Consider the following 26,964-nt stretch of genomic DNA (forward strand, 5'->3'; position numbering starts at 1 on the left):
GATGTTAAACTCAGTACCTATAAAAGGAGGTTTATTATGAAATTCAATCGAATCTTGCTAATAGTCGTATCATTAGCACTTATGTTATTCGCATTAGCAGGCTGTGGAAAAGATGCAGCACAAGACAACCAGAAGAAATTAAACGTCGTTGCCACTACGACGATGTTAACGGATTTAGTAAAAGAAATTGGCGGTGACCATGTGTCTGTACAAGGACTCATGGGTCCTGGCGTAGATCCTCACCTCTATCAAGCGAGCGCCGGCGATGTAACAACTATGTCTAAGGCAGATGTTGTGGTGTACAACGGCATTCATTTAGAAGGTAAAATGGGTTCCATTTTTGACAATTTAACAAAACAAAATAAAGCTACTATCCGCGTATCCGACGCCATTGATTCAGCTACTCTACTCGACTTTGACGAAGAAAATGGCGTGAAAACTAAAGACCCTCATATTTGGTTCGATGTAGCGAATTGGAAACTTGCAGCCAAGGCTGTATACGAAGGACTTTCAAAAGCAGATCCAGCTCACAAAGAGGATTTCAAAAAACGATATGATGCATACCTCACTAAATTAGATGAAACAGATGCATACATCAAAGCTCAAGCAGAATCAATTCCTAAAGAATCTCGCGTTCTCGTAACAGCACACGATGCCTTCCAATACTTCGCTCGCGCGTACGGCTTTGAAGTAAAAGGTTTACAAGGTGTTAGTACTGCTACAGAAGCAGGCACACAAGATGTAAATGAACTTGTTCAATTCATCGTAGATCACAAAATTAAAGCAATCTTCGTAGAATCTTCTGTACCGCACAAAACAATTGAAGCCGTTCAAGAAGCAGCTAAGGCTAAAGGCTGGAACGTTGCTATCGGTGGCGAATTATACTCCGACTCCCTCGGTTCTGAAGGCACTGAAGGCGGCACATATATCGGCATGGTAAAAGCCAATATCGATACCATCGTTAAAGCACTTAAATAAACAATGATAAAAGGAGGTCTCTATGGAATGGGCCGTTGAAGTTGAAGATATGACCGTAGCTTATACGACAAAACCCGTATTATGGGACGTAGATATGAAGGTACCCATCGGTTCCTTAGCGGCCATCGTCGGTCCTAACGGAGCCGGTAAATCTACATTATTAAAGGCCATGTTAGGCCTATTAACAGTTATCTCAGGTAGTGTTAAGTTTTATATCGACCATCACCTTGCGATGGACAAAAAGGATTACAAGAAAATCGCCTATGTCCCTCAAAGCGGTAGCGTAGACTGGGACTTTCCTACTACCGTATTAGATGTCGTACTTATGGGTCGCTATGGTCATCTAGGTTGGTTCAAACGACCAAGTAAAAAGGATAAGGAACTCGCCCTCTCCATGATTGAAAAAATGGGCATGAGCGACTATGTAAACAGGCAAATTCGTCAACTTTCAGGGGGCCAACAACAGCGTGTATTCCTTGCGAGAGCCCTCGTACAAGAGGCAGATATTTACCTCATGGACGAGCCTTTCAAGGGCGTCGATAAAACGACGGAGCACGCCATTATCTCTCTTTTACAAGAAATGAAAGCGCGTGGCAAAACGGTGATTGTCGTACATCACGATTTAAATACGGTACCTCAATATTTCGACTGGGTAACGATGGTCAATAAGCAAACTGTTGCCTATGGTCCCGTAGCAGAGACCTTTACCGATGAAGCCATCGAGCGCACCTACGGCAAGGGGAGGATTGTATGACCATACTCCAATCCTATACGACACAGATGGTATTGCTCGGCACGGCTCTCTTGGGCCTTGCCAGTGGTATTGCAGGCACCTTCGCAGTACTGCGCAAAGAAAGCCTCATCGGTGACGGCCTCTCCCACGCTGCACTGCCTGGTGTAGTCATCGCGTTCTTGCTGACCGGTATAAAAGACATTGAGGTACTCATTATAGGTGCTGCCCTGTCCTCTATCACTGCGGCATGGCTCATTACCATCACCGTTGAAAACAGTAAAATCAAATTTGATGGTGCTCTGGCTACTATACTATCTGCTTTCTTTGGTCTTGGTATGGTTCTACTCACCTACCTTCAAAGTCTAAACAATGCAGGTCAGGCAGGGCTTTCAAAATTTATATTTGGACAGGCAGCCACCATATTAGCTCGCGATGTGTACATTACATCGGCAGCAGCACTCCTCATCATCGTATTAACCGCACTATTTTGGAAGGAGCTAAAGCTCATTTCCTTTGACGTGGAATATGCCAAAACATTACAGATTCCCGTTACCTTTACCCTCATTTTGTATCGTGCTCTATTAATCATGACCATTATCATCGGTATTCAGTCAGTAGGGGCTATCCTGATTAGCTCCCTACTCATTGCACCGGCCGTAGGAGCCCGTCAGTGGACGAACAAGCTAAGTACCATGTGTATACTAGCAGGACTTTTCGGCATGGTATCTGCTATGGGCGGTACCATTTGGAGCACAGCAGTACAAAAACTACCCACCGGTCCAGCTATCATCGTGATTCTGTCGATTATCGTCCTATTGAGCCTCATTTTCGCACCTAATAGAGGCATTTTATGGCAATATCGTAAAAGAGGTGCCCCATGACAGTACATACAGAAATTTTACTCATCGCTATTGCGGTATCTATGGCGTGCGCTATACCTGGTGTATTTCTAGTTCTACGCCGTATGTCCATGATGGCTGATGCCATTACGCACACCGTATTTCTCGGTATCGTGCTGGCCTTCTTTGTAACGGAAGACTTAAACTCCCCCTTACTTCTAGTAGGAGCAACCTTAGTCGGTGTAGGAACTGTATGGCTTACGGAAATGATCCATAACACGGGCCTCGTCAACGAAGACGCGTCTATCGGTATCATCTTTCCTCTCCTCTTTTCCATTGCTATCATTCTTGTCAGTCTCTACAGCGGTAACGCACACCTCGACGTAGATACGGCATTACTGGGCGAAATCGCGTTTGCCCCATTCGATAGATGGATTGTAAACTCCACTGACTTAGGTCCTGTATCACTATGGATTTCCCTAGGGGTTGCACTCATCAACCTCATATTAGTTGTACTCTTCTATAAGGAACTGCAGCTATCCACCTTCGATCCATTACTAGCCGGTCTATTCGGCTTCATGCCAGCCCTCATCCATTATGTGCTCATGACCATGGTATCCCTCACCGTAGTGGCCTCCTTCCAAGCAGTAGGTGCCATCCTCGTTATTGGACTCATGATTGGACCTGCAGTCATCGCTTATTTATGGACGGACTCTGTGAAGGCCATGCTCATTAGCAGTATCATCATCGGCATTATCTGTGCTGTTATTGGCACAGAAGTTGCTTTCACCTTAGACGTATCAATTGCCGGCGCTATCGCAACGACCATTGGTTTAGCCTTATTAATCGCCGTTATTTGTACGCCAAAGACGGGCTATATCGCCACCTATCGTCGCCAACGCCACTTGCGTCGTCACTATCGGGAAACAATGATGCTCTGTCACATCTATACCCATATGAATACGCCTGTGGCTGCCATTGAAAACGGCATTGGCACCATTCACGAACACCTAAACTGGAAACCAGACTATACACACCAAGCCGCATCACACCTAAAGAAACAAGGTCTCTTGTATGTGACAAATGGGTACTATATGCTGACCGATAAAGGTGTGGCACAGGTCAAAGAAATTATTTAAATACAACACCAATACTTTTCCTAACAAAAAAAGAAGCTGAAATCAATGCTACTCTGCAAGATTTCAGCTTCTTCTTTTGTATTTAATTATATGGCTAGAACACAACACGCATCTGATACCACTTAGCACCGCCGTGATCAGATTCAGATTCACCTTCATTCACAAAGCCAAACTTGGCGTAATAATGAATCTTTTCTTCCTTACATGTCAAAATTACACCTTTTCGGTTTTCTTCTCTAGCAAGCTTTATGAAAGCTTCAATCAACTGGCCTCCTACACCGTGATTCCGATACTCTGGCATTGTATTTAGTCCAAATATCATCTGCCAAGCACCATTTGGATTGTGCATGGATGCATCAGCGAACATCTCATCTGTTAAGATTTCATCATCTGTTACGAAGCCATCGATAAAACCGATTGGCGTATCACCATCAAAAATAATTAGGAAATAATCTGCATAATGAGCAAGGCGTTCTTTAAACGCTTCGCGAGGGGCTGCTTCGGCTGGTGGGAAACAGGTAGATTCTATATTTGTAACAATGTCTAAATCATCAGTAGTGGCTTTACGTATATTCATCTTGTATCTCCAAACATTTCTTCTATATCTTTATCCCATTTATCAAAATCTTTTGGCATTTTAAATTTACCTTTTGCAATGCCTATACGTTTCGACACATCCACTTTAGACTCTGTTTGCCTATTGTCTTCAGATAGTGTAAGCTGTGCTACAGTCCGTCCATCTTGTTTGATATACACAACAGACTCTTCTCCTGTCTGTAGTTTTTTTACAAGCATAGGCAATTCTGCTGTAGCTTGTGTTATTGTTACTTCACACATAGTTTTGCCTCCTCTCTTTAAAATTTATGTTGCTATTACCCTAAGTATATACTGTTTAACCACTAAAGGCTACACCAAGACATGGTCTCTTGTGTAGCCTTTACTATACATATTCTATTATCAATTTATATACTATGTAATATGATAATGCTCATTTACATATCATTAAAGCGCTTTGCTCATATAGTTTACTATAACTTTCTCATCTCACGCACGAATGCCTCAGCCTCCTGTAAGGTCTTTGGAAACTCGAAATACATATATCTCTCAGTTCCATAAATAGGATTTCTAAAATCATAGCCGTTCAACAACAAATACTCGATAATCTTCCATTCTTTATCATTAGATTTTTTAGGAGCTTTGAACTTCTCGTTCACAAAGTACATTTTGCCGTTACATATGGGACAGGTTTTATTTGTATTAAATAATTCGTAATTCGTACCCTCAGACAAGGAAATCCGGCAATTAGTACATACATTTTTATAGCCCATGATTATTTTCTCCCATTGGTTTATGTTGAAAGATTTCTTTTACAATCCCTTCACCAACAATATTTCCGCCTACCATGATAAAGAACTCAGTACCTGCTTGTAGAGCAGAATAATCTACAGTTTCATAAAGTGGTAGCGCATTAGCTCCTATTTGTTTATCAAAGGTAACATCCTCACCATCAATAAAGTTTACACCTAACAGCTATTCATAGCCCTTTATAACAAGATGAGGGCAATACTTTCTATTATCCAAATTCGGTGGAGTTCCCCTCTTCTTGCTGAAGAAAATAACTGTACAGCAAATAGTAAGATCTAAATCGCTCATTTCAAGCCTCATCAACTACATATACCATATCACCTGTAAAGTATATGTTCATTATACAATGTACGGGATTCCCTTCACTCCATAACCAACCTTGGAGTACAGCTCGACCCCAGTTATAAGTCTCTGTAATGACCTCGAACTCACTTTCACTATACTCCTGCTGATACTGAGGTAATTCAATCCTTTTACCTGTGAAAGTATCTAATATTGTACTATTAAAGACAAGAATTTCTAGATCATCAACATCACATTTCTCAAATACAATCTTGGCCTTATGAGTTTGTTCAATACCATTCTCATAAGAAAAAATATAGTCAAATGTAAAGATTAAACTATCGTCTACATATTCTATTTTCTGTACCCTTGCATCGTGGAGAGAATATTTGGGATACTCGCCAAAAGACCTTATTATATTCATAGCCCTCTATTTTCAAACAACTGTTTAAACAAAAATCTATAACTTAAAATCAGTATACCAATTTTTGTACAAAATACAAAAGCCTCCCATCAAAAGATAGGAGGCCTATTTAGGTTAGAAATAACTAAAGTTATTTGTTATTCTTATTCCCTCTCAATATTGATGTCTACCAATAACTCACCATTGGGTGCCATATATTTTTCAGCTACATCTGCTAATTCCTTATCTTAATCCTGAAAGAATAAATCTCGACCAAGCTATTACGTATACACTTGAATTAATGATTTTACCTAATCTAAATACGTTTTTCCATCAACAATAGTAATCATAACCCCTCCGTATTAATTACTATTTAAGTGCTTTGAACCTCTCATTCACAAAGTACATTTTACCTTTGTAAGTAGGACAAATTTCATGAGTATTAAACAACTCATAATTGGTACCCTCTAGCAAAGAGGAGCTACAATTGATACATATAATTTATAGCCCATAATTAGTCTTCAATCTTTAAATAATCATTTAAAGATTGAACAAATTTTGACTAAGACTCAAGGTAAACTTTATCTACAAATACACTTTTATTGAATTTGGAAACTAAATCCTCATTATTACCGCCTAATTCATTTAGAGTCTTTACTATTTGATCAAAAAGCTTTTGAATTTCTTGCTTATTTCTTTCATTTCTGACAGCAAAGTTCAATGTATTAAAGTAATGTGGTAAATAATTAGAGTCTACCGCCATTCTGATAAACTTTTTAAGATTATCATCGTTAAATAAAAAGTCTATATCAATATATTTAAACCAATAATATTCTTTATTTTTCTGTTTTAAACTAGATATATTAGACAGTAAAATTAAATCTATATTAATACTTTTATCATGACTCTTATTATGCTTAAAAAGATCTTCTTTTACATCCTTAGAAATAGTAACCCCTATTGCTTTTACAAAACCCTCTTGATTCAAAGCATTAACATATGCATCACCAACAATTAATCCTTTTTCTAGATTGTTAAGTTCACTTGCTGGCACTTTATCAAAATGACCTTTAGTTAGTCCTCCCCTAATTAAAATGTTTTCTTTAAACGCAGCTCTACATATATTATTAATTAAACTGATTAAGCTCATTAAAGATTCAAATTCACTATTCGTTGAATATAAAATCACTGAATCACTAACAATATATCCCTTTATACTATTCGTTTCTTTTAACTTTTTAAATTCCTTATATACAATACTAGAAAATTTGCTAATATAATTTATCGCCTGATTGTGTGTTTTAAATGTATTCAGTTTCTTCTTAAATCCTAATATATCTAAAAAAGCAACATATTTCATTCTAACCTCTATTTCAAATGAGCCAAAAAAATCTACAGTTTCATATTATAGATACCATAACTCCTTTAAAGTATATATTCATCGCATTATAAACTGGCTTTCCCTCAATTAATAACAGAACTTGTAATACAATATGACAACTCCTTTTGTAATACTTCCATTATTAACCACTCAATTAACTTATATATATTTTTCTTAGAATACATCAAGCTCAAATTAAATCAAACTCAAATCGTCTATTTCTTTCGAATTGGAAATCATAATATCCCGATACAGAAACAAATTATTAGCCTTTGTTTATATATCACATATCATTTTTCTTTATTAAACAAACGTATTTCTATAGTACTTTACTCTACACCAAGTGCTTTAAAAACAGCATCCTCAGCACTATTATAGAAAATCAAATTAAAGCTTCCAATCAGATCTGACGGTACTGCACCCAACTCTACTGCCGATGTAATAGGTAAGAGCACTCTCTTTGCTCCACTATCCAAACATACCTGCAGAGAATTTGCCAACTCGTCCACCTTCATCATGGTTCCACTTATGCTGATTTCACCAAGTACAGCAAGACTACTAAGTGTTGGTTTCCCGAGGGCAATAGAGCATATCGCAATCAATGTAGGAAGGGCCAATTTTCCAGTCATGCCTATTCCCTGTAAATCCTGGTAATTAATAATATAATCTTTTGTTGTGGTACTGATAAAAGAGCTAATACGCTTTCCATTTGCCTTTAGGAAGTTAAAAGCAATGTTTGTGGATTCCTTAGCATCACGGTCACTACCAATACCTGTTCTCTCAAACTTTCCGTTACCCGGAAGCATCTGACTCTCCAAGCGGAATACACCAAGCATGCCACTTTTCCCCTGGGAGACAGTATAAATCTGTCCCGGATTGCACATTCCTTCTGGAATGAGTTTACCGCCACCTTGCTCAGGCACAGAAACATAATACTCCTCAAACGTCTCGTTATCTATGTAAGAGAAATTAACATCATAGAACTCCATACCTCCCAGCTTCTTCAACTGCTCCTTAACACGGCGGCGCATCTCCAAAGAAATCTGAAGAACTTCTTCTACTTCTTCTTTTGTAAAACTGCCATCCGGGTACAGCAACTTCAAATATCCATCCGCCATTCTACGCACGGCGATGGTATCTCTCTGATTGAGATTCTTGCCAAGACGGAAATAATGATCTATGGTATCCCCATACTGTTCCTTACGAAGCTCACGAATAAACTCTGCAAGGTAGTCGCTGATAAATCCATAGTCATTTGTAAAATGCTCCGGACGAAACTTTGGAATCTCCCAACCAGGCAAATAACAATGAATACGGTCAAGGAATGCTGTATCAGTTCCCATTTCAGGAGGGAATGGATCAAACAGACTTGATGTCTTCAGAAGAACATCCACACTCTGATTAATATTACCTACAAATACCATAGATGCAGATGCAGCTTTTTCTTCTTTGCCTCGTGCGAAGGAGCCGGATGCCATGAAGTCCTTCATAATCTGCACGCCATCTTTATCCTTGAATTTGATACCTGCTACTTCATCAAAGGCAACACAATCCCATAATCCAACAAGGCCGACTGTCTTGCGTCCCATGTTGTAAAAAAGGTTTGCTACCGTCGTCTGTCCACCAGACACAAGGATACTATTCGGAGAAATCTCCTTGTAAAGATGAGATTTACCGGTGCTTCGAGGACCAAGTTCACAGAAATTGAAATTGTTCTCTACCAACGGAATCATACGGGTCAGAAGAAGCCACTTCTCACGATAGGATAATTCATCTGGCTCCATGCCAATCGAGCGCAGCATAACATCCAGCCACTCTTCCTTGGTAAAAGCCTGACGGCCCTGTTTCAAATCTTCTATGTCTATACGTGGCATCTGAATCGGAGTCAACTTTGTAATTCGAATCGGTGTGCCATTCTTTTTTTCTTCTTCAATGTACTCATAACTCAGCTGAACAATACACCAAATACCACCACAAAGCAGGCGATCATATTTTTCAGGATATTCGTCAGCGATAGGTATTCCTCTGATGCCCAGATTAGAGAAGTCAGCCTGATAGATATTGTCCCTCATATTGAGATTAACCGTTATCATATCAATGACTGTGTGGCTGCCACGGCTACGAAGCCTTGACAAAATCTTCTGCGCTTCATCTGGTCTTACAAAGTTATCAGCAAGGATACGCTTTACATTCTGCACACCCTGCTCGATAACTTCATCATCGTCGGAACTGCAATATTGGCCCAACAGAAACTCAAGAACATAAACAGGTACATTAGCGCCTTCCTTGATTTTCTTGGTCAGGTCTTTACGGACAATCTTGCCATCAAAGTGCTGGCGGAGTTTGTCTTTTATGATTTCACGGGAGCTTTCGCCCGTTTCAAATACATTGTCCATTTGCAATCCTCCCATTGGCGGCATCAACTAAAGAAGTCAAATTCATCTACCGCAAATGCAATGTCAATCTGGAACTCTTCTTTTTGCGGCATCTGCAGACCTGTTTCATCTGCGATGACTAAATAGTAGCTTGCTCTATTATCATATTTCAGTGATTTCAGATTAAAGCTACAACGGAATGTTCGCTCCTGTCCGTTATCACTGGTCTTATCTGCGATAATCTTTGCTGTATCACTTATCTGTTTTCCATTAGAATCGACAAAATACAACAAATAGTTTACTGCGCTGCGGTTATCGCCAACCGCATCCTTCTGATAGAAGTTCAGTGAGAATATCATGTTACTGATTTTACGGCTTGCAGAAAGAAGTCCTACTTCTACCGGCTTCGTATCGTACTTAGCCTTGTTGCGCTGGTAAGCCTTGGAATCGTTACGAAGATAATGATATTCGATAACCGGAACCACCATCTCCTGAAGGCTGATGCCACCATGTACGAAATTGAGTCCGCCACCTTTTTTCTTAATACGGACACTTTCTCTCGGTGCGAAGGCATCGTAACCATCATCCATAAACTTCACCGGAAGCAAATAATTCGGATTTGCTCCCTTACGAGTAATCAAATAACGACGGTCAATCTCCACATCCTGCTCACTCGGTGTCGTCTTGTCCACCTTAAAATCCTCAGACAGCGGACTGTATGTGTAAAGGAATCCGTGGTCGGCAGTAATATACACACGAGTACCTCTGAACTCATTTCGGATGATTCTCACAATATTTTTGATTTCTTCGATTGCATCATCGCATGCCGGGAATACCATGCTATCAGAAGTATGGCTTGCTTCATCCACCTTATCGTGATAGATGTAAACAACATCCATGCCCTTAACTAACGTACTTCTTTCTGCACGTTTCATCGGTGCAATATCTTTATATTTCAGTGCTACGCTATTGCTGTTTGCAGCCTTGAGAACTTTATCTCGATTGCCTGCATCCGTAGACATTCCGTCTGCCAGAATCTGCAGGTCACCGTTACTGCGCTCATTAATGGATAACTGCTTATGCGGAAGCAATGCGGCCATACCAAACTTTGTAACGGTTGGGAAAATACCCTCGCAAGAACCTAACGCAACCTTACTCTGTGTCTCACGGCGGAGCCGCTCTGCCAAAGATGCCGCCACCTCATAGCGGAGTGCATCAGAGATAATGACAAATACACGATTGTCCTCGCCCTTCACCTTCTGATTATAGAAGTCTTCCTGCTGAGGAACTTCTATGATGCGTCCATATTTCTCCAACTCTTCTGCGCATGCATCAGACCAATTGTTACCCAGTTCACCGAGGAACCAGTGTGTATAAAGACCTTCCACCTTATCAGTTACCTGCTTGAAAAGGTCATCCAGATGGTCGTTGCCCACTGTCAGGCTCTTTCCGAATGCCAAGTGATACTGGCGATAATAGGTATCCATATGATAGTAATCTTCTGTGTACTCTTTCCAGACATTTCTTGCCTCTACGGTATGGAAACCTGTAGAGTGCTCCAAGAAGAATGCCTGCATCTTCGCCACCTGAAGAATACCCTCGTAGTAGCATTCCACATCCTCATACCATGCCAAAGTTCGACGTTTTTCGACCGTATTCGTAATCACATCAACATTGATAATATGATTACTGATTTCAGTCATGAGCTGTGTCAGGATGCATTCGTTAACGCACGGGAACACCTCGGTGCCTACCAAGTCATCCAATGGTACCTGTTTGAATCTTTTTCTGAGAACAAGCTCTTCTTCCACATTTCGCAGAATTTCGATAAGTTCCTGTCTATTATCTCCTGCAATCCACTCAGATACGAAATCATAGCACCACGCCTGATGTGGTGTGGAAATAAAGCTATCGAGTCCTGACAGATATTCCATACGGAGCGTTCTGGTCGTTGCTGTAAGAAGGATGTGCGTCACCAATTTCTCGATGGTAGAATCTTCTCCTTCAAAGTATCCGGTCGCCTGTTTTACAAGTGCCCAGAAAGGTGCCTCGGCCTCATAGTTCACAAGGCTCCGGAATACCTCGTTGAACTCCATATCGATTCCACCTGCGATGACAGCTTTTACAATGCTATTAGGCTGAGCATCATCGGTTCCACAGATAGCAGCCATAACGGTAAGATGCATCTGTGATGGTGTACTGATTCCTTTATTGAGCTTTGCGAACGCTGCTCTTCTGGTCTGTGCCCCGAAGAACTTCTTATAGACCTTTACCAGTCTACGGAAGTCCGGAGTGGCCGGAAGGTCAATATCATTCATCCAGATAGAAACCAAGTCGGCCCTGAACTCTTCACTGTAAATTTCAATATTCAAAAGCCAGTTGTCTTCCTGTGATTCATAGGATATTGGGCTATAAACCAGATAATTGCTGGTGGTATCATCTACATTTAACAGCTTCTTAGCTGTAAAGTTGTTAGTACCAGTAAGCACCAGTAGCTTTGCATTATCCACCTGAATATCATCCAGCTTCTCCTCAAACTCTCTATCCTCGTCATACCAGAAGATGATACGACGTTTATAAAACTCCGGCAGCGGTGCAGCAAACCGCTTATTCAAATCTCGGATTATTGTATCTAAATCCATACTGGCCATGCTGCCACCTCCTTATTTAATCTTTGCCAAGACATCCTTGAATATCTCGTAATTCTTCTTCACACCATCATCAAGATCGATGGAAATCATCTGGTCCGCCAAGTGGTGGATTTTCTCTTCATACGCATGAATTTCAGTCGCTTGATCATTCAGTGTTTTGAGTTGTTTGTTCAACTTCACTCGCTCACTGGTTGATGAGTTTGCAATACGTGTCTCCAAGTCAGCAATCGCTGTACGGTAACGAGCCTGCTGCTCATGAACATAATCAGTACGAATACGTGCAATGGTATCCGGCTGATAACGATGCATGTAAATCAGGCATTTGAAGCCATTCTTTTTGCCTGAATCGAACAGCCAGTAAATTGGACGCTTCTGATACATCTTGCAATGGTCTGCATAGAAGTCGTTCATAAAGTAGTTTCTGATAACTTCCTTCGGCTGTCCTTTACCACCAAGCACATCAGCAATGAATTTCAAATTCTCTTGCAGTGTATCTTTACCGTATACTACTTCCACGAACTTCACAAAGCGACCAACAATATCATCTTCAAAATACTCATCGTCGCTGATAGGAATAATGTTATCCTTATCTGCTGCAAACGAAGAATACTTGGAAGCATCCCATTCTCCACCTGCATATACAAGTCCATCGACATCAAGAGAATATCGACCAAACATACAACCAACCACATAAGAAATGAAGGACTTAATATCTCTTTCCAAATTAGCCTTACGAACGGTAACATCCTTATCCTCAATTTCTGGTATAAGCTCATGATGAAGCCCATAAATATCAATAAAGATTCGATTGAGTTCTTCTTCATTCTCTTTTAGTAACTCGAATTGAGCTGTCGCATTGCTTTCCCATGTCTGGTATGCATCAGCAATTCGATACTGCCACTTATCCATAGGAACATCAGCATATCCTGATCCGCTGCGATATGTAATCAGCGGATGGGTAACAAAATCCCATGATATTTCGAACGAATCCCAGTCTTTCTTGCAAAGTTCAATATTTGCCCTTGCTATTTTCATAACGCTTTCTTTTTTTTCTGGGTTTTGAATAATCGGTATCTTTTTCAAATACCCCGACTCAAACCCTAATGTTGGTGAAAGAATATTAAGTAAATACTCTGTCACCTTAGAATTAAGTATTCCGATAATATACTCCAATTCTTCATCACTATCGGGTACAACACACTGCCCACCGTTGCTAAATAAGAATCCATTTCCATACCACCTAAATGATGGATATGAGCAAATAACACTCCATGTAATACCGGGTTTGAAGTAGTATGCTATGTTAGTAATAGTACGTGTGATGCTGTTATACTTCCTGATAGCATTGGCTTTCATTTCAGCGCCATCATTATACCAATTCACGACAGTATAATTGTTGCCGTAATACTTGCGGTATTCTCCTCCGTGATTAATAGGAAACCATTTACATCCTGTCGATTTTGCTTGCTCAGCATCTATTGCAGTAAACATAATCTTATCAAGAGAAACTTCATGCCAAAAATGTATGTAGTAATTATTATCAAGTGTCTTCATTCCCTGTCGAGGATTTGCCACTTGTTCAAGCGATTTCCCCTGAATAAACACTTTCGGATTACCTAGCCAGTACGCAAATGCCTGTCCTGGAATGTTCTCAAACTGTGTTTGACCCACATCATATCTAGGCGCTTCTCCATTTACATACATCTTCTCCTTCTCGTTCTGACTGTCATAACTTACTAATCTAACATAAGAGCCCTTTAGTCCTTTTACATGTGATTTTCTTGATACCCAAGTTGTTGTCTGAACAACCTCTCCACTTATTTCCTCAAAAGCTCTTGGCCCTAAGTGACACATGTTTATAAGGTTTGTATTAAGAAAATCTTTTCTGAGCGCTTCAAAACTTGATAAAAACATCCATGAATGTTGAGTTATCATACCTGTATAGCCCTTATTTTTAGTCATCATGCTGGTCTTTAAAATAAATGCAGAGAACAAATCAGATTTTCCAGACGGAAATTCCTTAACAATCTTATTAAGGAGTTTTCCATTCATATTTCGTCCTCCCATGTAAGGAGGATTAGTAATAACTACCCAATAACGATTAGACAGAACTTCTGCAACTCTAACAATCTCACGCAATTTTAATGCCGCATCCGAGTAGATAGACATCACACTTTCATTCTGAATTTCATCAAAACGAGCATATAGTGCATCCCAATCCTGATTGCTAACAGTAATGATCGAGCCATACTCCTTAGCATCATGAAGTTCTGCAATAATAGTATCCATTGCATCTTTCAGCTTAGCATCCCCATTACAGAAGTATTCACCTACATATTTGTCAACATGATTACTTTCCACAATGGCGTATACATGCGGCTGTACCTTACGGCGAAGGAATCTCTTGTCATACTGGCAGGCCTTCATCATAACGGAAAAGTATGCCAGCTGCGCTGCACGGTCATCGATATCTAAACCATAGATGTTGTTTTCTACGATACTTGCAACTGCCGTTCTGGTATCGACACCATAAGCCTCATAAATCTGAACGAGCACGTCAAACATATAGGCCAGAATGTGCCCGCTGCCGGAGCAAGGGTCGATGCACAGAATGTCTTCTGGCTTCAGGGCTTTATACTCTTCACGAATAGACGCAAGCTGAGCCTTCACCTCTGGTTCTTGCTTTGCCTCTTCCAGATAGTACTTCCACTGAGATTTCAGTTCATCATTCGGATGACCTTCTACCCACAAACGGCCCAAGGAGTTCTCAACCATGTAGCGGACAATCCAGTCCGGTGTGAACAGCTGAGTTGCTGCCGGAATATTTTCCTTCGTGATTTTTACATTCTTCTTGAGGGCGGCAAATACGTCGTCCTTCTTCTCACTGTTATAGTACTGATACAACCATCCAATAATCTGAACGGCATCCTTCCAATCATCCTCATCAATCAGCTCAATCATCTGCTGAACGACGCTGCCTTCACGAAGAAGGTTGTCCGGGAACAGAAGCTCTGTGTAATCAGCAATCTTCTGGAACATACCCGGAAGTACGCTATTCAGTGCATTACACTGGGTAATCAGAAGATACTTATACAGTTCATCATTATCGTTGGCATCCTTATAAGCATAGACTTTCTCCATATCGAGGCCGTCCAGCTCCATGTGGATTGCCTCTGTCAGAATCTGAGGCTTGAAGGCATTGTTCTCATCAGTGAAAACACGCACTCTAGTAGGGAGGTAGCCATTAACTTCCATGAAACGTAGCGCAGAGAAACGGTTAAACCATGTGTAGGCAACTTCTTCTATAACCTGCTCGTATCCTTTTTCTTTAATCTGCCCAATCAGAGCAGCTCTTTGCTTCTTCTCAGTAGAAGAAAGCAGGTGCCCATTGACGCTATCGTCATTTGGATTTCCGACCGCTTTATCGGAAATACCATATTTCAACGCCCTCTGGCCCACACGAGAGATTAACGCCCTACGAGCTTCAATGGCGAATTTTTTTATCGCATTCTTGTTCATAACGGTCTCCTTAGCTTAATTTGATTCCGTCGCAATCCTTAATCATCGCCATTAGGGATGCTCTCATTCTTTCAACGTAGACATCGATATCCTCCTGACTCTCTAAAGTCTTAGAAGGGAATACTACCTGACGGTATACATTCTTAATGACTTTTTTCGGAGCCGGAGGAGTCTCAACTCCACCTTCTTTCTCTTTGACCTGAGGTGCAACTGGAGTCTTCAAATGAATGATTCTATCGATTTTATCGACCATCTCATCCTTATATACACACAGCTGCGGTACCAGACCATCAAGAAGTTGCAAACTTTTGAACTCTGCTACTCTTACTTTCTGCTGCTCAAAGAACTTATCAGCACGCTCAGAGAGTATTCTAGCTTCATAGACATCACCAGCAAGAGTATGAATCTCAGCCAAACATTGACGAATAATTTCAAGAATCTCAACACGCTTTGCTTCGAGAAGTCTTCCGTGGCCCTCACAAACTGTTTCCATCAATTCGTTCAGTTCAGGAATTCTCTTATAAACACTACTTTGTCCAGCTTCTACTACAGTTATCTTATGAATCTGATTCAGGGCCTGATTTGCTTCCTCTTCCTTCTGAAGATAAGAGAGGTCGTTTCTCAGCTCTACTTCCATGCGAACAGCTGCATCAAATACCTGTACCTGATTCTTAAAGAATCCCTCTACGCTCTGCATGTCATCCTTATTATCGAGAAGGTTGTCTTCCTCTTTCAGAAGTCTGTCAATCAGAGCTGTATTATCCTTGCGCTGAGAAAGCACGCTTTCCATTAGGCTGAGAGCTTTCATCACAAGATGGTGATCTGGATATTTGTGACCATCGTAGCGTTCATTCAGCTTCTCATAATGAGACTTTTGCTCTTCAAACTTCTCAACAATATATCTAACGAGTCCGTCTTCATCATCCGGAACATCCATTACATCGAAGTATTCACGAAGCAGGTCCTTGACCGCACGCATCTTAGCCGGCGTAATAACCTGACGCTTAGAAATGCTTGTCTTTCCGATTTCACTCTTTTTACGGAGCATATCCGGCAGTTTCGGATTACCCGGCTGGATAGTTTCTCCACCATATTTGATGGTAACCTTCTGGTCATAAATCAGCATCGCAGCGATGGCTGCAATATCGATTTCTTTCCAGCCATACGGAATTGCCTGATAACGGTTCTGTACATCTGCCATCGAAGTAGGAAGTTTCTTGGCATCCTGCATTTCAAGATACTCTTCCATTTTCACAGCTGCATCATGGTTTTCTTCAAGATCAGCCATGACACCATTCAAATGTTCACCCTGCAGAACTGCAAGGACATCTGCATCCGTATCGGCATTCTTGGTAATGAGGCCAAGTTCGCTATAAACATGCGTTACCAGATACTCCAGCGCTTGGTCCAACTTGCTCTTGGCATCGCCGCCCTTAATCTCGATATGCTCGCCGTCCACATAAAACTCAGCACCGATGATAGCCTTCTTCAAATCTTCTTCTGCAGAGGACTCATACTTGGTAGCCTCATCCTGATGATTGCGGATGATGTCCTGTACGGATTTCGGAAGCTGCGCCACGTTACGCTGCTTCACATATTTACGCACCTTCATTGCTCTTTCCAGAGACTCGTAGTAAGGAGTTTCGGAAAGCACAACGATTGCCTGATTCTTAGACTCTGTCATAAGACGAAGTTCGCTCTTTTCGACAGTGTCCGTTGCTACCGTCATGATGCGAAGTCTCATACCTCCGGTTATGGCACCAATGCTAGTGGTGTCTACCATCTGGTCAAATGGGAAGTCGTACTTTCCGTGACGGTATTTCTTTGTTGTATAAATATCAGCAAAAATCATCTGACCGATACGCTCCACGATTGCAGATGTATCAACCTGAGTATTTTTGTAAATATCTCTTTGAATATCCTGCTCTTCATCAGTCAGGAAATTATAAGTGTCACCGGTTCTTCCGATATAGTTCTGGCTAAGCAGCCGGTCCAGACTGCCTCGTACCTTTTCACGCATTGTAATCTTATCCAAACGGATATCATCCGCCATAAGGATAACAATGTTATCGAGGTTTGCCGGAATATCATCGACATAACGGATAAGATACAGGAGCTTTAAAACGTCCACATCCTGCTGCTCAATGCCATTTCCGTTATCTGCTGCCCTCTGGCAACGCTCAATAACACGACGAATAGAGCTGTCAAGGAATGTATGTACGGTATCGTAGAACAGATAGAACGGTGCTAATGCATACTCGTCCTTATCCTGAATCTTCTGTGCTGCCTCTTGGAAGCCAGAAAGCATCGAACGTTCACCACCGGAAAGGTGCTTACCGGAGTTACCATGCTTACGAATTTCAGCAAATACCTTCTGCATGATAATGAACTGGTAAGGTACAAACGGGAAGTTTCTGGTAAAGTCCTGCGGACCGGTGTATCCCTTAATATCCAGCATGGCATCGGTAAAGCTGAACAGGTTACGGAGAACGGAATCGTTCTGGTTATATACCTGCGTGAGTGCCGGTTCCACTTCAGTCTTTTTCTTCAAAATACGTTTCTGGATAACTTCGTCTGCGGAAGAAGAAGTCAGAGAAAGTCTAGTCTTGAAACGGGCCTGAATACGAGAGAACTCATTTTCACGCGCCTTGATGATTTCATCGATAGCTTCCTGACCGGTACAAACAACCCAAATCTTACCGCCGCACTCACTGCCGATTTTCTCAACAAGAGACTGCAGGTTGATAAGAAGGTCTGTGTCGCCACCTACATACTGGCCAACCTCATCGATCATAAATAGCAAACGGAAGTCATCCGGTTGATTATCCACATAGTCTTTCATCTCAGAAACAAGCTGTGCGATGCTGGTCTCTACGGTCTCGGTTCCATTGAACCAGTTTCGTGCAGCATCCTCGCTCATACCGAGGACTTCTTTCAATGTATCAACAACATCGTCTTCAAAGAAAGCGAAGGCATCTCTAGACTCAAGCCAAGGACCACCATTTTTTTCCTCAAATACACGACGGAACTCTGCGGTCTTTCCACGCTTTTCGATGAACTGCTCCAGCTTTGCCACCTTAAGATTCTCTCCATAGAAACCAAGATAGTTATAGAACATCTTTGCAAAAACACGAAGAACAGCAGTCTTGTCCTTATTGATAGAACCTTCGATATCGATATTGAAAAGAATGGTGTCTGTATGGCCCTTGGTAACAGAATCAATCAGCATGAATGTTGCCGGGTCATCCTCAAACTTTTTACGGAATCTTTCTACGGTACGAATGCCCTGAACCTCCTGATTGGCAAGCAGGTATGAGAGCATTTTCAGGAAGTGGGATTTACCACTTCCAAAGAAACCGGAAATCCAAACTCCGATATCTGCAGTGCCTTCTCGGAAGGACTCACCATAATTATTAAAGAAGGTAATGAAATGCTTCTTCAAATCTCTGGTAATGACATACTCGTCCAATTCCTGAACAAGAACATCTGTGGCATCTTGGTCTACTTTAACGACGCCATTAATTTTACGATTAATATCATCTTGGAATAATTGTCCAATAACCATTGCTGTTCCTCCTTAGATCACATTGAAAGCTCGGTAGTAAGGATTTTTCTTCAGGCGATTAAATAGCTGTACATCACGTCCATCATAATTGCCCGGATAGAGCACCAGAATCGGAACATCTGGAAATTCTGGTTGCATCGCATTTAACAGGTCATGGACTCTGATAAACGGAAATGCATCTCCCACTCCTGTGATGACGAGTACGTCACCAGCTTCATGCGGTTCGTATTTCATCTTATTTACAAACGCCGTATTATTGGCCATACGGCTCATTTGGTCTCGAATAAATTCTTTACCTTTTTTCTCTTCCATTGCAGATATTGTTTTTGCGATACGCTTATCTTCACAGATGGAAAGGAACACTTCATATAAATTGTGTTCTATTAGATGACAGCTCATTGAGTGATCTGTCATAATCTGTTCGATAAAGTGTCTGACCATCATCTCATTGGATGGGTCATAACAGAAGATTCGTATATTTACCTCATTACTCAATCCTTTACCTTCAAGAAACTCTGGCTCCTGCATTAAGGCTCTAAGGTTATCTAGTCTTTCTTTTAATTCGCTCACCGGGACCTACCTCCTTACGAAAAGCAATTGAATGCAGGAAGTGCAATCTCATCACCATTTTCACGGATTGCATTCTCAAGTATTGGCTGAAGCCATACCGGATTGAGCTTTGTGAACTTGATATTATCGATGTATTCATTTTCAACTAACATCTTTATGATTACCTGTTTCAGCTTAGAAACCGTGGAATCGCTCCATGTTGCCACCCAGTCATCTTGCTCCTGCAAACGCAGAAAATAGCTATTCAAATCTATCTTACCAAAAGTAGTATCCGATAATCTGTACTTCTCACCGATGACGGTAATCATAAAATCCCAAACCAATCGGTACTGTTTCATCATAGCATACAGACATATCTGCTTTGCTACATTAGATGGCTGTGTTGCGATTGCCATCACTAAAGAATTATCACCAAGTGCCCCCAGTCTTCTCAGGCAGGCAAGTGCTATCCTGCGCACTGATTTTTCTGTCGGGTACTGAAATAAATTATCTGAAATAATACGCTCTACTACTTCTTCTAAGCTGCATCCTTCGTGCAGTAACTTTGCGGTAGTTCTTACCTCATAAAATAAAAATTGTTCTCTTGTTATAGCAGCATTATATGGGCTCGCTGCCTGCAGAGTCACTTTTGTTGTATCTGACATATTCATCCTCCACCGGAGAATTAAACTTCTTTTTCTTCCGGTTCTTCATCAGGTATTATCTGCATAATATCTGCAAAATCACAATCAAGGCCTTCACATATTCTTAGCAAAACATCTGTTGTAATATTGTCGCCTCTCGTAAGCTTTGCAACAGATGCTGAACTAATACGACATTGCTTCATTAGATCTTTTTTCTTTAAGCTTTTATCTATAAGAAGTTTCCATAATCTATTATAACTAATTCTCATTCTATACCTCCGCCATTGCAGTTATAAATGAAATTCAGTATTAATATATACTTACAAAAAATAGTATCATCTGAATAAATTTCTATTTATCATTTATTATCGGCTCACAAACAATAATATCCATTAGACTTAAGATAAAATTGTACTATATCACATTACAACTTATGCCTATATTACGAGTCAAGTAAACAGCATTACCAAATTTCAGCATAACCCTCTGATATTTTACAGATGCAATTTTATTTATTATGATATGATTTTAGTTATAAGCAACTATAATATATTCATACTAACTTCATAATTTAAATTATATCAGAAATATATTAAAAGGAAACAATAACTTTACGATGGCAAAATAATAAAGTATATTTTTAAATTTTTTTGTTTACTTTCTATAAACATACCAATTAATCCATTCGTACATCAGTAACCCTAATATTAACAATCCATTATATTGATATGTCTCCTCAGTAAGCAAAACAACTAGATATATGATATAGGATTACTTCTGTTTATCACACTACAATATACGATTACCGCAATATTTACAAAAGCCTCCTATCAAAAGATAGGAGGCTTATTTAGCTTAGAAATAACTAAAGTTATTTGTTATTCTTATTCCCACTCAATAGTTGCAGGTGGTTTAGATGTAATATCGTACACGATACGGTTGATGTGTTGTACTTCGTTTACGATACGACGAGAGATTGTGTCCAATACGTCGTAAGGGATGCGTGCCCAGTCAGCAGTCATAAAGTCTGTTGTTGTTACGCCACGCAATGCCAATGTGTAATCGTATGTACGGAAGTCGCCCATAACGCCTACAGTACGTGTAGATGTTAATACTGCAAAGTATTGGTTGATGCTGCGATCAAGACCAGCTTTTGCAATTTCGTCACGGAATATGTAGTCCGCATCACGCAAGATGTCGAGTTTGTCTTTAGTGATTTCGCCCATTACACGGATAGCAAGACCAGGACCTGGGAATGGTTGACGCCATACGAGGTAATCAGCCAAACCTAATTCAGAACCAAGTTCACGCACTTCGTCTTTGAAGAGGTTACGCAATGGTTCGATAAGACCTTTAAAGTCTACAACGGCAGGCAAGCCACCTACGTTGTGGTGAGATTTGATAACTTCAGCTTCGCCAGTACCGGACTCGATAACGTCAGGGTAGATTGTACCTTGTGCCAAGAAGTCAACGGAACCGATTTTACGGCCTTCGTCTTCGAATACGCGGATGAATTCTTCACCGATAGCTTTACGTTTCGCTTCTGGATCTTCAAGGCCAGCCAATTTATCCAAGAAACGTTTTTCTGCATCGACGCGGATGAAATGCATGCCAGAATCTTTGAAAGCTGCTTCAACTTCGTCGCCTTCGTTTTTACGCATTAAACCATGGTCAACGAAGATACAAGTCAATTGGTCGCCAACAGCTTTAGAGATAAGAGCTGCTGCAACGGAACTATCTACACCGCCAGACAATGCCAACAACACTTTACCATCGCCCACAGTGTTGCGGATTTCTTCAATAGCAGTTTTTGCATAGTTTGCCATTGTCCATGTGCCTGTGAAACCACATACTTCGTACAAGAAGTTGTGAAGCATTTCTTTACCATGTTCAGTGTGCAATACTTCTGCATGATATTGCATAGCGTATAATTTGCGTTCTTTATTTTGCATAGATGCAACAGGGCAGTCTTTTGTATGCGCAACGATTTCGAAACCTTCAGGTACTTTCGCTACATAGTCAACGTGGGACATCCACACAACTTGGTCTTCGTCCAAACCTTTAAACAATGGGGATGTAGTGTCCACTTTAGTAGGTGTTTTACCAAACTCACGGTTGTCCGCAGATTTAACTTCGCCACCCAATGTATGCGCCATAAATTGCATACCATAGCACATGCCAAGAACTGGAATGCCAAGTTCAAAGATTTCCTTTTCAATTTTAGGGGAATTCTCTTCGTACACGCTGTTAGGGCCACCAGTAAAGATGATACCTTGCGGCTTCAATTCCTTAATTTTTTCTAATGCTTTGTTGTATGGATATACTTCGCAGTATACATGATTTTCACGAACGCGGCGTGCAATCAACTGATTATATTGGCCGCCGAAATCGACAACAATAACAAATTCCTTGTTTTCCATAATTCCTCCGTATGCATCTATTTGTGAAAGTATATTCACCAATTTATAATGTCCATACATTCCTGTACTGGGGGGTGCGTCTTACAAACAAAACGCCAATTTTTTATTACAGTCTATTATACCATAGGAACCATATGCACTCCATATATTCCGTATGAAAGTTACAAATTACTTTTTAACGTTCGGATTTTTTATGCATTTGCACGGCTCCAACGGGACAGATTGAATAGCAATCACCACAACTGATGCAGCCGCTACCAATAATAAATTTTGTGGTTTCTTCGGTGATGCATTGTACAGGGCAATCTTCAGCACAGGCTCCGCATTTAACGCAGGTATCGTCAATATCAAATTTTAGATTGCCCATACTACATCACCTCTCTATCAATTATGGGGATTATCATCAACTCGCTATCAAATTTTATTTCTATTTAGTTTCTAATTTACGATTATGTGCAATGGCCGAATAGAGTGCACGAGCTACACCATAATTGTTATTATCCATTGTCGCATAACGTGCAGCAGCTTTCACATTCTCTCGTGCATTACCCATAGCCACGCTAGCGCCAGCAAAACGGATCATGGAGAGATCATTTTCGCTGTCGCCGATGGTCATCACTTCGTCAGGCGTATAGCCCCAATGGTTTGCCAAGGCCTCTACGGCCGTGCCTTTTGTCGTATGAGGCAATACAAATTCTAAATTACCTTCGCTAGATTCAAGAACATCATAAAACCGTTCTCGGCCTTTTCCATCTGTGGCAGCCCCCTGAAATTCATCACGCAAATCGTCCAGGATGCGCTCGCGTATACGTTCGTCGCCATAAAAGATTTGAATTTTCTCCGGCCCTTCTGGCAAGGATTCTAGATGAGCCAATAAATCAAGTACCATTGTGCGCGTCTTTAAAATGAACGGTCTAATATTAGGTCTAAAGAAATGCTCTGCTTGTGAAGTTTCATCGCCAACCACAGGATATTGTCCGAAAATTTCGGCTTTCACATAAGCCTCTACAAACACACCGTAGGTCATTAGTTTTCGTACTAAATCTATGGCACGCATTTTACCAAAGGAAATGTGAACGAGTTCCTTTTGTTCTTCTTTATCCATAACATAGGCGCCATTGGTGCACACAAAGTAGCGCAGGCACGGCATGGCGTCGATAACATCGTCCATCTCATGCCACGCACGGCCCGATGCGATGGCCACGCGAATGCCGCTTTCACGAGCAGCACGAACAGCAGATACCACCTCAAGGTCCACGGATTTCGCGTCATTCACCAATGTGCCATCCACGTCGGACGCAATGAATCGAATCGGTGTATCGCCAGTAAGACCTATATAATTTTTAATATCTAATGGTTCAGATGAGGACATAAAACCTCCTTTAATACAATATAATTTTTACTTGATGTACAATAAAGATAGCATATATTTTATAGAATTATCAGTTCAAAGGATGTGAATTCATATGTATATAATAATCGATCGTGATGCCGTTTGTGCGGCTGATGATATGAGTCATCATCGTGAAGAATTTACCGTACCTGATGATATAACCATAGCCGGTTTATTTGAATTTCTTGAATTTAAGTACATCCCAGTCATCGCTGGAAATGACGTAGTATGGGGGCTCTATCACCACGACGTTGAGGTGGGCGCCTATTTTACACAAAATCGTAGCTTTATAAATGGCAATGTTCCATTATCATCTATTATCAACAATTCTGAAGAAGGCAACGAATTCTACCTACGATATTATAGCTCTCCCCACAGATATAGAATGCACTTTATTAGCATTGCAAATTCCCATTAAAATTACTTACTACGGTTAAACTCAGCCACAATTTCTTCTAAGACATTTGGATTTTCTACTAATCGCAACAATGTACGCCCAATAATATTGGCCCCGTCTACAATGGTTTGTTCAATGGTTGGTTCCAGCATGGCGTCTGCAAATTCCTTGGCATGGCACACCTTATCTGGGCCAGCCAAGCGTAATTTAGGATGGAACGCCGCACATTGATAGCTTACATTGCCGATATCAGAACTGCCCCCAATATCCGCTGGACCCGGTTCAAAATCGAGGCCCATGTCGGCCATCACGTCTTCGATGAGGTGTGTGCCGCGATGATTTTGGTTCATATCGTCATAAGGGTTGCCGTAGAATTCAACATTTACGGTCGTACCGGTACAAAGGGCAGCGCCTTCAAAAATCCTTTTAATTTGCGCGGATAGACCGTTCAAATACTCCCGTTCTGTATGGCGCACGGTGACCTCTAACTCACCATATGCAGGAATGACGTTGGACGCGGTACCGCCGTTAATGATCCACGTGCCGATGCGAGATTCTGGTCGCACTTGTTGGCGCAACATATCCATGGCATGGATGGCGAGCTGCACGCCGTTTACCGCATTGATGCCATTCCAAGGCTCGCCAGCCGCATGGGCCGATTTACCGTGGTACTTAGCGCGGAAACAATCGAGGGCCAAGAATTGTGAATTCGGCCGCGTTTCTTCGCCGTCGAGATGCACCATAATAGCAAAATCATAATCCTTAAATACGCCAGCATTACACATATCCACCTTGCAGCCCATCGCTTCCTCATCAGGGGTACCGATGATGTCGATATCCATGTTGAAAGCTACGCCGTCTTGCTGCATCTTATGTAATGCAAGGGCTGCTAAGGTACTCATAGAACCACTGGCACAATGGCCACACGCATGCCCCACATCTGGCAACGCATCATATTCACACAAAATAGCCAGACGTCCTTTAGTATAATCTACTTTCACAGCAGATGCCTTAAAAGCAGTCGGCAAATTGCAAAACTCATAGGTCACAGGAATACCATATTTTTCAAGGATAGCGCCGATTGTCTTAACAGACTTAAATTCATGACTAGACAGTTCAGGATTCTTCGCCAATGTATAATTAATGGTGAAAGCCTCCTTAGCGAAGCTTTCACAAGCACTGGAAAATTGTTCAGTAAGAGACATAGGTCCTCCTAAATGTGTGTATAAATAACCGACCTTATTTAATAAAAGGTATATTTCGTGTGCATAATTTGTTTTCGTACCTTTAATTATACAATGTTATTGCCTATTGGTTCAAAATTCCGTACAATAGAAACAGATTAATATGTTTGTATCATGTTTGAGGAGGATACTATGTTTAAATTCAAAAAATTGACAGCCATCGCGCTCGTAGCTGTTGCTGCTATGGGTTTATTGGCTGGTTGTGGCAGTGAAAAAAGCAAAATGACACAAGAGGCTGGTGTGTTACGTGTAGGTTCTGAAACTACCTTCCCACCATTCGAATTTACTGAAGGCGATAAATACGTTGGTTTCGACGTTGATTTGTCCGAAGCAATTGCTAAAAAATTAGGTCTAAAAATGGAATTCAAATCCATGGGCTTTGACGCTTTGATTCCAGCAGTTCAATCTGGCGATATCGATATGATCGCAGCCGGTATCAACTCAACACCAGAACGTGAAAAAGCATTGGACTTCTCCGATGTATACTTTGACCAAGGCGGTTTCATCACAGTTGTTCGTAAAGACAACTCCACAATCCATAACATGGATGAACTTGCTGGCAAAACTGTAGGCGTTCAAATCGGTACCGTTCCTGCAGATATGGCTAAAAAAATTCCTAACACAACAGTAAAAGAAATGGACTCCAACTCCAATATCTTTATGGAACTAAAAGCTGGCACAATTGATGGTGCAATCATCGATAACGCAGTTGCTATGTACTACCTAAAACAAGGTGCTGACAAAGACCTTAAACTCGTAGGCGAACCTACTAAGGCCCCAGGCACAGTACTTGGTGTTAAAAAAGGCAACAAAGAATTGCAAGACGCTGTTAACAAAGCACTTAAAGAACTTAAAGAAGACGGCACATACCAAAAAATCTATGATAAATGGTTTGGTGACTATAACAAAAAATAATTTCTATTACGTATCATACGTTTAGAAAAAAGAACCGGTCCTGAAAGCCGACACGCTACTGCGCTACGCGGATCCCGAAGTCGTTTTCAGAACCGGTTCTTTTTTTACTATCCTATAACCGTAAGTAGAAATTATTTTTGTCTCTATAGGGGCAGGGCCGACGCAGGGTGTG

At 41.0% G+C, this 26,964-nt stretch carries 21 protein-coding genes; 6 read left to right on the forward strand and 15 right to left on the reverse strand.

What is annotated here, in order from left to right:
- Positions 1–36 precede the first annotated feature (36 nt).
- Genes O3617_RS03050 through O3617_RS03065 form a run of 4 tightly spaced genes read left to right on the forward strand, consistent with a single transcriptional unit; the run spans position 37 to position 3,689 of the window.
- The gene (locus O3617_RS03050) at positions 37–978 is read left to right on the forward strand and encodes a metal ABC transporter solute-binding protein, Zn/Mn family (protein ID WP_287524179.1); all 942 of its coding nucleotides are present in this window, start codon (positions 37–39) and stop codon (positions 976–978) included.
- 22 nt (positions 979–1,000) lie between these two features.
- Positions 1,001–1,732: a metal ABC transporter ATP-binding protein gene (locus O3617_RS03055; protein WP_005381419.1), complete on the forward strand. Its 732-nt coding sequence runs from the start codon at positions 1,001–1,003 to the stop codon at positions 1,730–1,732.
- Complete coding sequence (locus O3617_RS03060) at positions 1,729–2,592, forward strand: metal ABC transporter permease (protein WP_371448599.1); 864 nt, start codon at positions 1,729–1,731, stop codon at positions 2,590–2,592. Before O3617_RS03055 ends, O3617_RS03060 begins: the two co-directional genes overlap by 4 nt.
- Complete coding sequence (locus tag O3617_RS03065; protein WP_371448600.1) at positions 2,589–3,689, forward strand: metal ABC transporter permease; 1,101 nt, start codon at positions 2,589–2,591, stop codon at positions 3,687–3,689. The genes O3617_RS03060 and O3617_RS03065 overlap by 4 nt, the downstream gene beginning before the upstream one ends.
- Before the next feature lie 94 nt (positions 3,690–3,783).
- Here O3617_RS03065 and O3617_RS03070 read toward each other — a convergent pair whose 3' ends face one another.
- The 14 genes from O3617_RS03070 to O3617_RS03135 form a co-directional block, all read right to left on the reverse strand.
- Entirely contained in the window at positions 3,784–4,266 is a 483-nt protein-coding gene (locus O3617_RS03070; protein ID WP_371442210.1) for a GNAT family N-acetyltransferase, read from the reverse strand.
- Positions 4,263–4,526 (reverse strand): type II toxin-antitoxin system Phd/YefM family antitoxin, encoded by a 264-nt coding sequence (locus tag O3617_RS03075; protein WP_178906331.1) that lies wholly within the window; start codon positions 4,524–4,526, stop codon positions 4,263–4,265. The genes O3617_RS03070 and O3617_RS03075 overlap by 4 nt, the downstream gene beginning before the upstream one ends.
- A gap of 817 nt (positions 4,527–5,343) precedes the next feature.
- A complete protein-coding gene (locus O3617_RS03080) occupies positions 5,344–5,760 on the reverse strand; it encodes a hypothetical protein (RefSeq protein WP_371442209.1) in 417 nt (138 codons plus the stop codon).
- A gap of 541 nt (positions 5,761–6,301) precedes the next feature.
- Positions 6,302–7,099, reverse strand: coding sequence for a hypothetical protein (locus tag O3617_RS03085; RefSeq protein ID WP_371442208.1), 798 nt, complete (start codon positions 7,097–7,099; stop codon positions 6,302–6,304).
- A gap of 350 nt (positions 7,100–7,449) precedes the next feature.
- Positions 7,450–9,516: a protease Lon-related BREX system protein BrxL gene (gene brxL, locus O3617_RS03090; RefSeq protein WP_371442207.1), complete on the reverse strand. Its 2,067-nt coding sequence runs from the start codon at positions 9,514–9,516 to the stop codon at positions 7,450–7,452.
- 23 nt (positions 9,517–9,539) lie between these two features.
- Positions 9,540–12,146 carry a BREX-1 system phosphatase PglZ type A gene (gene pglZ, locus O3617_RS03095; protein WP_371442206.1) on the reverse strand — a complete coding sequence of 869 codons (2,607 nt, stop codon included), beginning with the start codon at positions 12,144–12,146 and terminating at the stop codon, positions 9,540–9,542.
- A 12-nt stretch (positions 12,147–12,158) separates the two neighbouring features.
- Positions 12,159–15,665: a BREX-1 system adenine-specific DNA-methyltransferase PglX gene (gene pglX / locus O3617_RS03100; protein WP_371442205.1), complete on the reverse strand. Its 3,507-nt coding sequence runs from the start codon at positions 15,663–15,665 to the stop codon at positions 12,159–12,161.
- 10 nt (positions 15,666–15,675) lie between these two features.
- Complete coding sequence (gene brxC, locus O3617_RS03105; RefSeq protein ID WP_371442204.1) at positions 15,676–19,230, reverse strand: BREX system P-loop protein BrxC; 3,555 nt, start codon at positions 19,228–19,230, stop codon at positions 15,676–15,678.
- Between the two features lie 12 nt (positions 19,231–19,242).
- The gene (locus O3617_RS03110) at positions 19,243–19,800 is read right to left on the reverse strand and encodes a DUF1788 domain-containing protein (RefSeq protein WP_371442203.1); all 558 of its coding nucleotides are present in this window, start codon (positions 19,798–19,800) and stop codon (positions 19,243–19,245) included.
- A 14-nt stretch (positions 19,801–19,814) separates the two neighbouring features.
- Positions 19,815–20,444, reverse strand: a complete 630-nt coding sequence (locus O3617_RS03115) for a DUF1819 family protein (protein WP_371442202.1) — start codon at positions 20,442–20,444, stop codon at positions 19,815–19,817.
- Positions 20,445–20,464: 20 nt separating this feature from the next.
- Positions 20,465–20,692 carry a helix-turn-helix transcriptional regulator gene (locus O3617_RS03120; RefSeq protein ID WP_156717823.1) on the reverse strand — a complete coding sequence of 76 codons (228 nt, stop codon included), beginning with the start codon at positions 20,690–20,692 and terminating at the stop codon, positions 20,465–20,467.
- Positions 20,693–21,307: 615 nt separating this feature from the next.
- A complete protein-coding gene (gene guaA, locus O3617_RS03125; RefSeq protein ID WP_164733443.1) occupies positions 21,308–22,843 on the reverse strand; it encodes a glutamine-hydrolyzing GMP synthase in 1,536 nt (511 codons plus the stop codon).
- Positions 22,844–23,018: 175 nt separating this feature from the next.
- The gene (locus O3617_RS03130; RefSeq protein ID WP_371448601.1) at positions 23,019–23,210 is read right to left on the reverse strand and encodes a 4Fe-4S binding protein; all 192 of its coding nucleotides are present in this window, start codon (positions 23,208–23,210) and stop codon (positions 23,019–23,021) included.
- A 60-nt stretch (positions 23,211–23,270) separates the two neighbouring features.
- Positions 23,271–24,215: a Cof-type HAD-IIB family hydrolase gene (locus O3617_RS03135; protein WP_371448602.1), complete on the reverse strand. Its 945-nt coding sequence runs from the start codon at positions 24,213–24,215 to the stop codon at positions 23,271–23,273.
- Between the two features lie 94 nt (positions 24,216–24,309).
- Between O3617_RS03135 and O3617_RS03140 the strand changes: the two genes are divergently transcribed.
- On the forward strand, positions 24,310–24,654 hold the full coding sequence (locus O3617_RS03140) for a hypothetical protein (protein WP_371448603.1): 345 nt from the start codon (positions 24,310–24,312) through the stop codon (positions 24,652–24,654).
- A 2-nt stretch (positions 24,655–24,656) separates the two neighbouring features.
- Here O3617_RS03140 and O3617_RS03145 read toward each other — a convergent pair whose 3' ends face one another.
- A complete protein-coding gene (locus O3617_RS03145) occupies positions 24,657–25,838 on the reverse strand; it encodes an amidohydrolase (protein WP_371448604.1) in 1,182 nt (393 codons plus the stop codon).
- A gap of 171 nt (positions 25,839–26,009) precedes the next feature.
- On the opposite strand from O3617_RS03145, the gene O3617_RS03150 reads away from it, so the two are divergent.
- Positions 26,010–26,792 (forward strand): basic amino acid ABC transporter substrate-binding protein, encoded by a 783-nt coding sequence (locus O3617_RS03150; RefSeq protein WP_371448605.1) that lies wholly within the window; start codon positions 26,010–26,012, stop codon positions 26,790–26,792.
- Positions 26,793–26,964: the final 172 nt, after the last annotated feature.

Origin of the sequence: Veillonella sp. 27098_8_77 (genome assembly GCF_041431535.1) — a bacterium.
GTDB lineage: Bacteria > Bacillota > Negativicutes > Veillonellales > Veillonellaceae > Veillonella.

Coding starts and splice junctions, on each gene's coding strand:
- O3617_RS03055 (WP_005381419.1), top strand. CDS start 1,001: ATGGAATGGGCCGTTGAAGTTGAAGATATGACCGTAGCTTATACGACA.
- O3617_RS03060 (WP_371448599.1), top strand. CDS start 1,729: ATGACCATACTCCAATCCTATACGACACAGATGGTATTGCTCGGCACG.
- O3617_RS03065 (WP_371448600.1), top strand. CDS start 2,589: ATGACAGTACATACAGAAATTTTACTCATCGCTATTGCGGTATCTATG.
- brxC (WP_371442204.1), bottom strand. CDS start 19,230: ATGGTTATTGGACAATTATTCCAAGATGATATTAATCGTAAAATTAAT.
- O3617_RS03080 (WP_371442209.1), bottom strand. CDS start 5,760: ATGAATATAATAAGGTCTTTTGGCGAGTATCCCAAATATTCTCTCCAC.
- O3617_RS03070 (WP_371442210.1), bottom strand. CDS start 4,266: ATGAATATACGTAAAGCCACTACTGATGATTTAGACATTGTTACAAAT.
- O3617_RS03140 (WP_371448603.1), top strand. CDS start 24,310: ATGTATATAATAATCGATCGTGATGCCGTTTGTGCGGCTGATGATATG.
- O3617_RS03135 (WP_371448602.1), bottom strand. CDS start 24,215: ATGTCCTCATCTGAACCATTAGATATTAAAAATTATATAGGTCTTACT.
- O3617_RS03120 (WP_156717823.1), bottom strand. CDS start 20,692: ATGAGAATTAGTTATAATAGATTATGGAAACTTCTTATAGATAAAAGC.
- O3617_RS03085 (WP_371442208.1), bottom strand. CDS start 7,099: ATGAAATATGTTGCTTTTTTAGATATATTAGGATTTAAGAAGAAACTG.
- O3617_RS03115 (WP_371442202.1), bottom strand. CDS start 20,444: ATGTCAGATACAACAAAAGTGACTCTGCAGGCAGCGAGCCCATATAAT.
- O3617_RS03145 (WP_371448604.1), bottom strand. CDS start 25,838: ATGTCTCTTACTGAACAATTTTCCAGTGCTTGTGAAAGCTTCGCTAAG.
- O3617_RS03150 (WP_371448605.1), top strand. CDS start 26,010: ATGTTTAAATTCAAAAAATTGACAGCCATCGCGCTCGTAGCTGTTGCT.
- pglX (WP_371442205.1), bottom strand. CDS start 15,665: ATGAACAAGAATGCGATAAAAAAATTCGCCATTGAAGCTCGTAGGGCG.
- brxL (WP_371442207.1), bottom strand. CDS start 9,516: ATGGACAATGTATTTGAAACGGGCGAAAGCTCCCGTGAAATCATAAAA.
- pglZ (WP_371442206.1), bottom strand. CDS start 12,146: ATGGCCAGTATGGATTTAGATACAATAATCCGAGATTTGAATAAGCGG.
- O3617_RS03130 (WP_371448601.1), bottom strand. CDS start 23,210: ATGGGCAATCTAAAATTTGATATTGACGATACCTGCGTTAAATGCGGA.
- O3617_RS03075 (WP_178906331.1), bottom strand. CDS start 4,526: ATGTGTGAAGTAACAATAACACAAGCTACAGCAGAATTGCCTATGCTT.
- O3617_RS03050 (WP_287524179.1), top strand. CDS start 37: ATGAAATTCAATCGAATCTTGCTAATAGTCGTATCATTAGCACTTATG.
- guaA (WP_164733443.1), bottom strand. CDS start 22,843: ATGGAAAACAAGGAATTTGTTATTGTTGTCGATTTCGGCGGCCAATAT.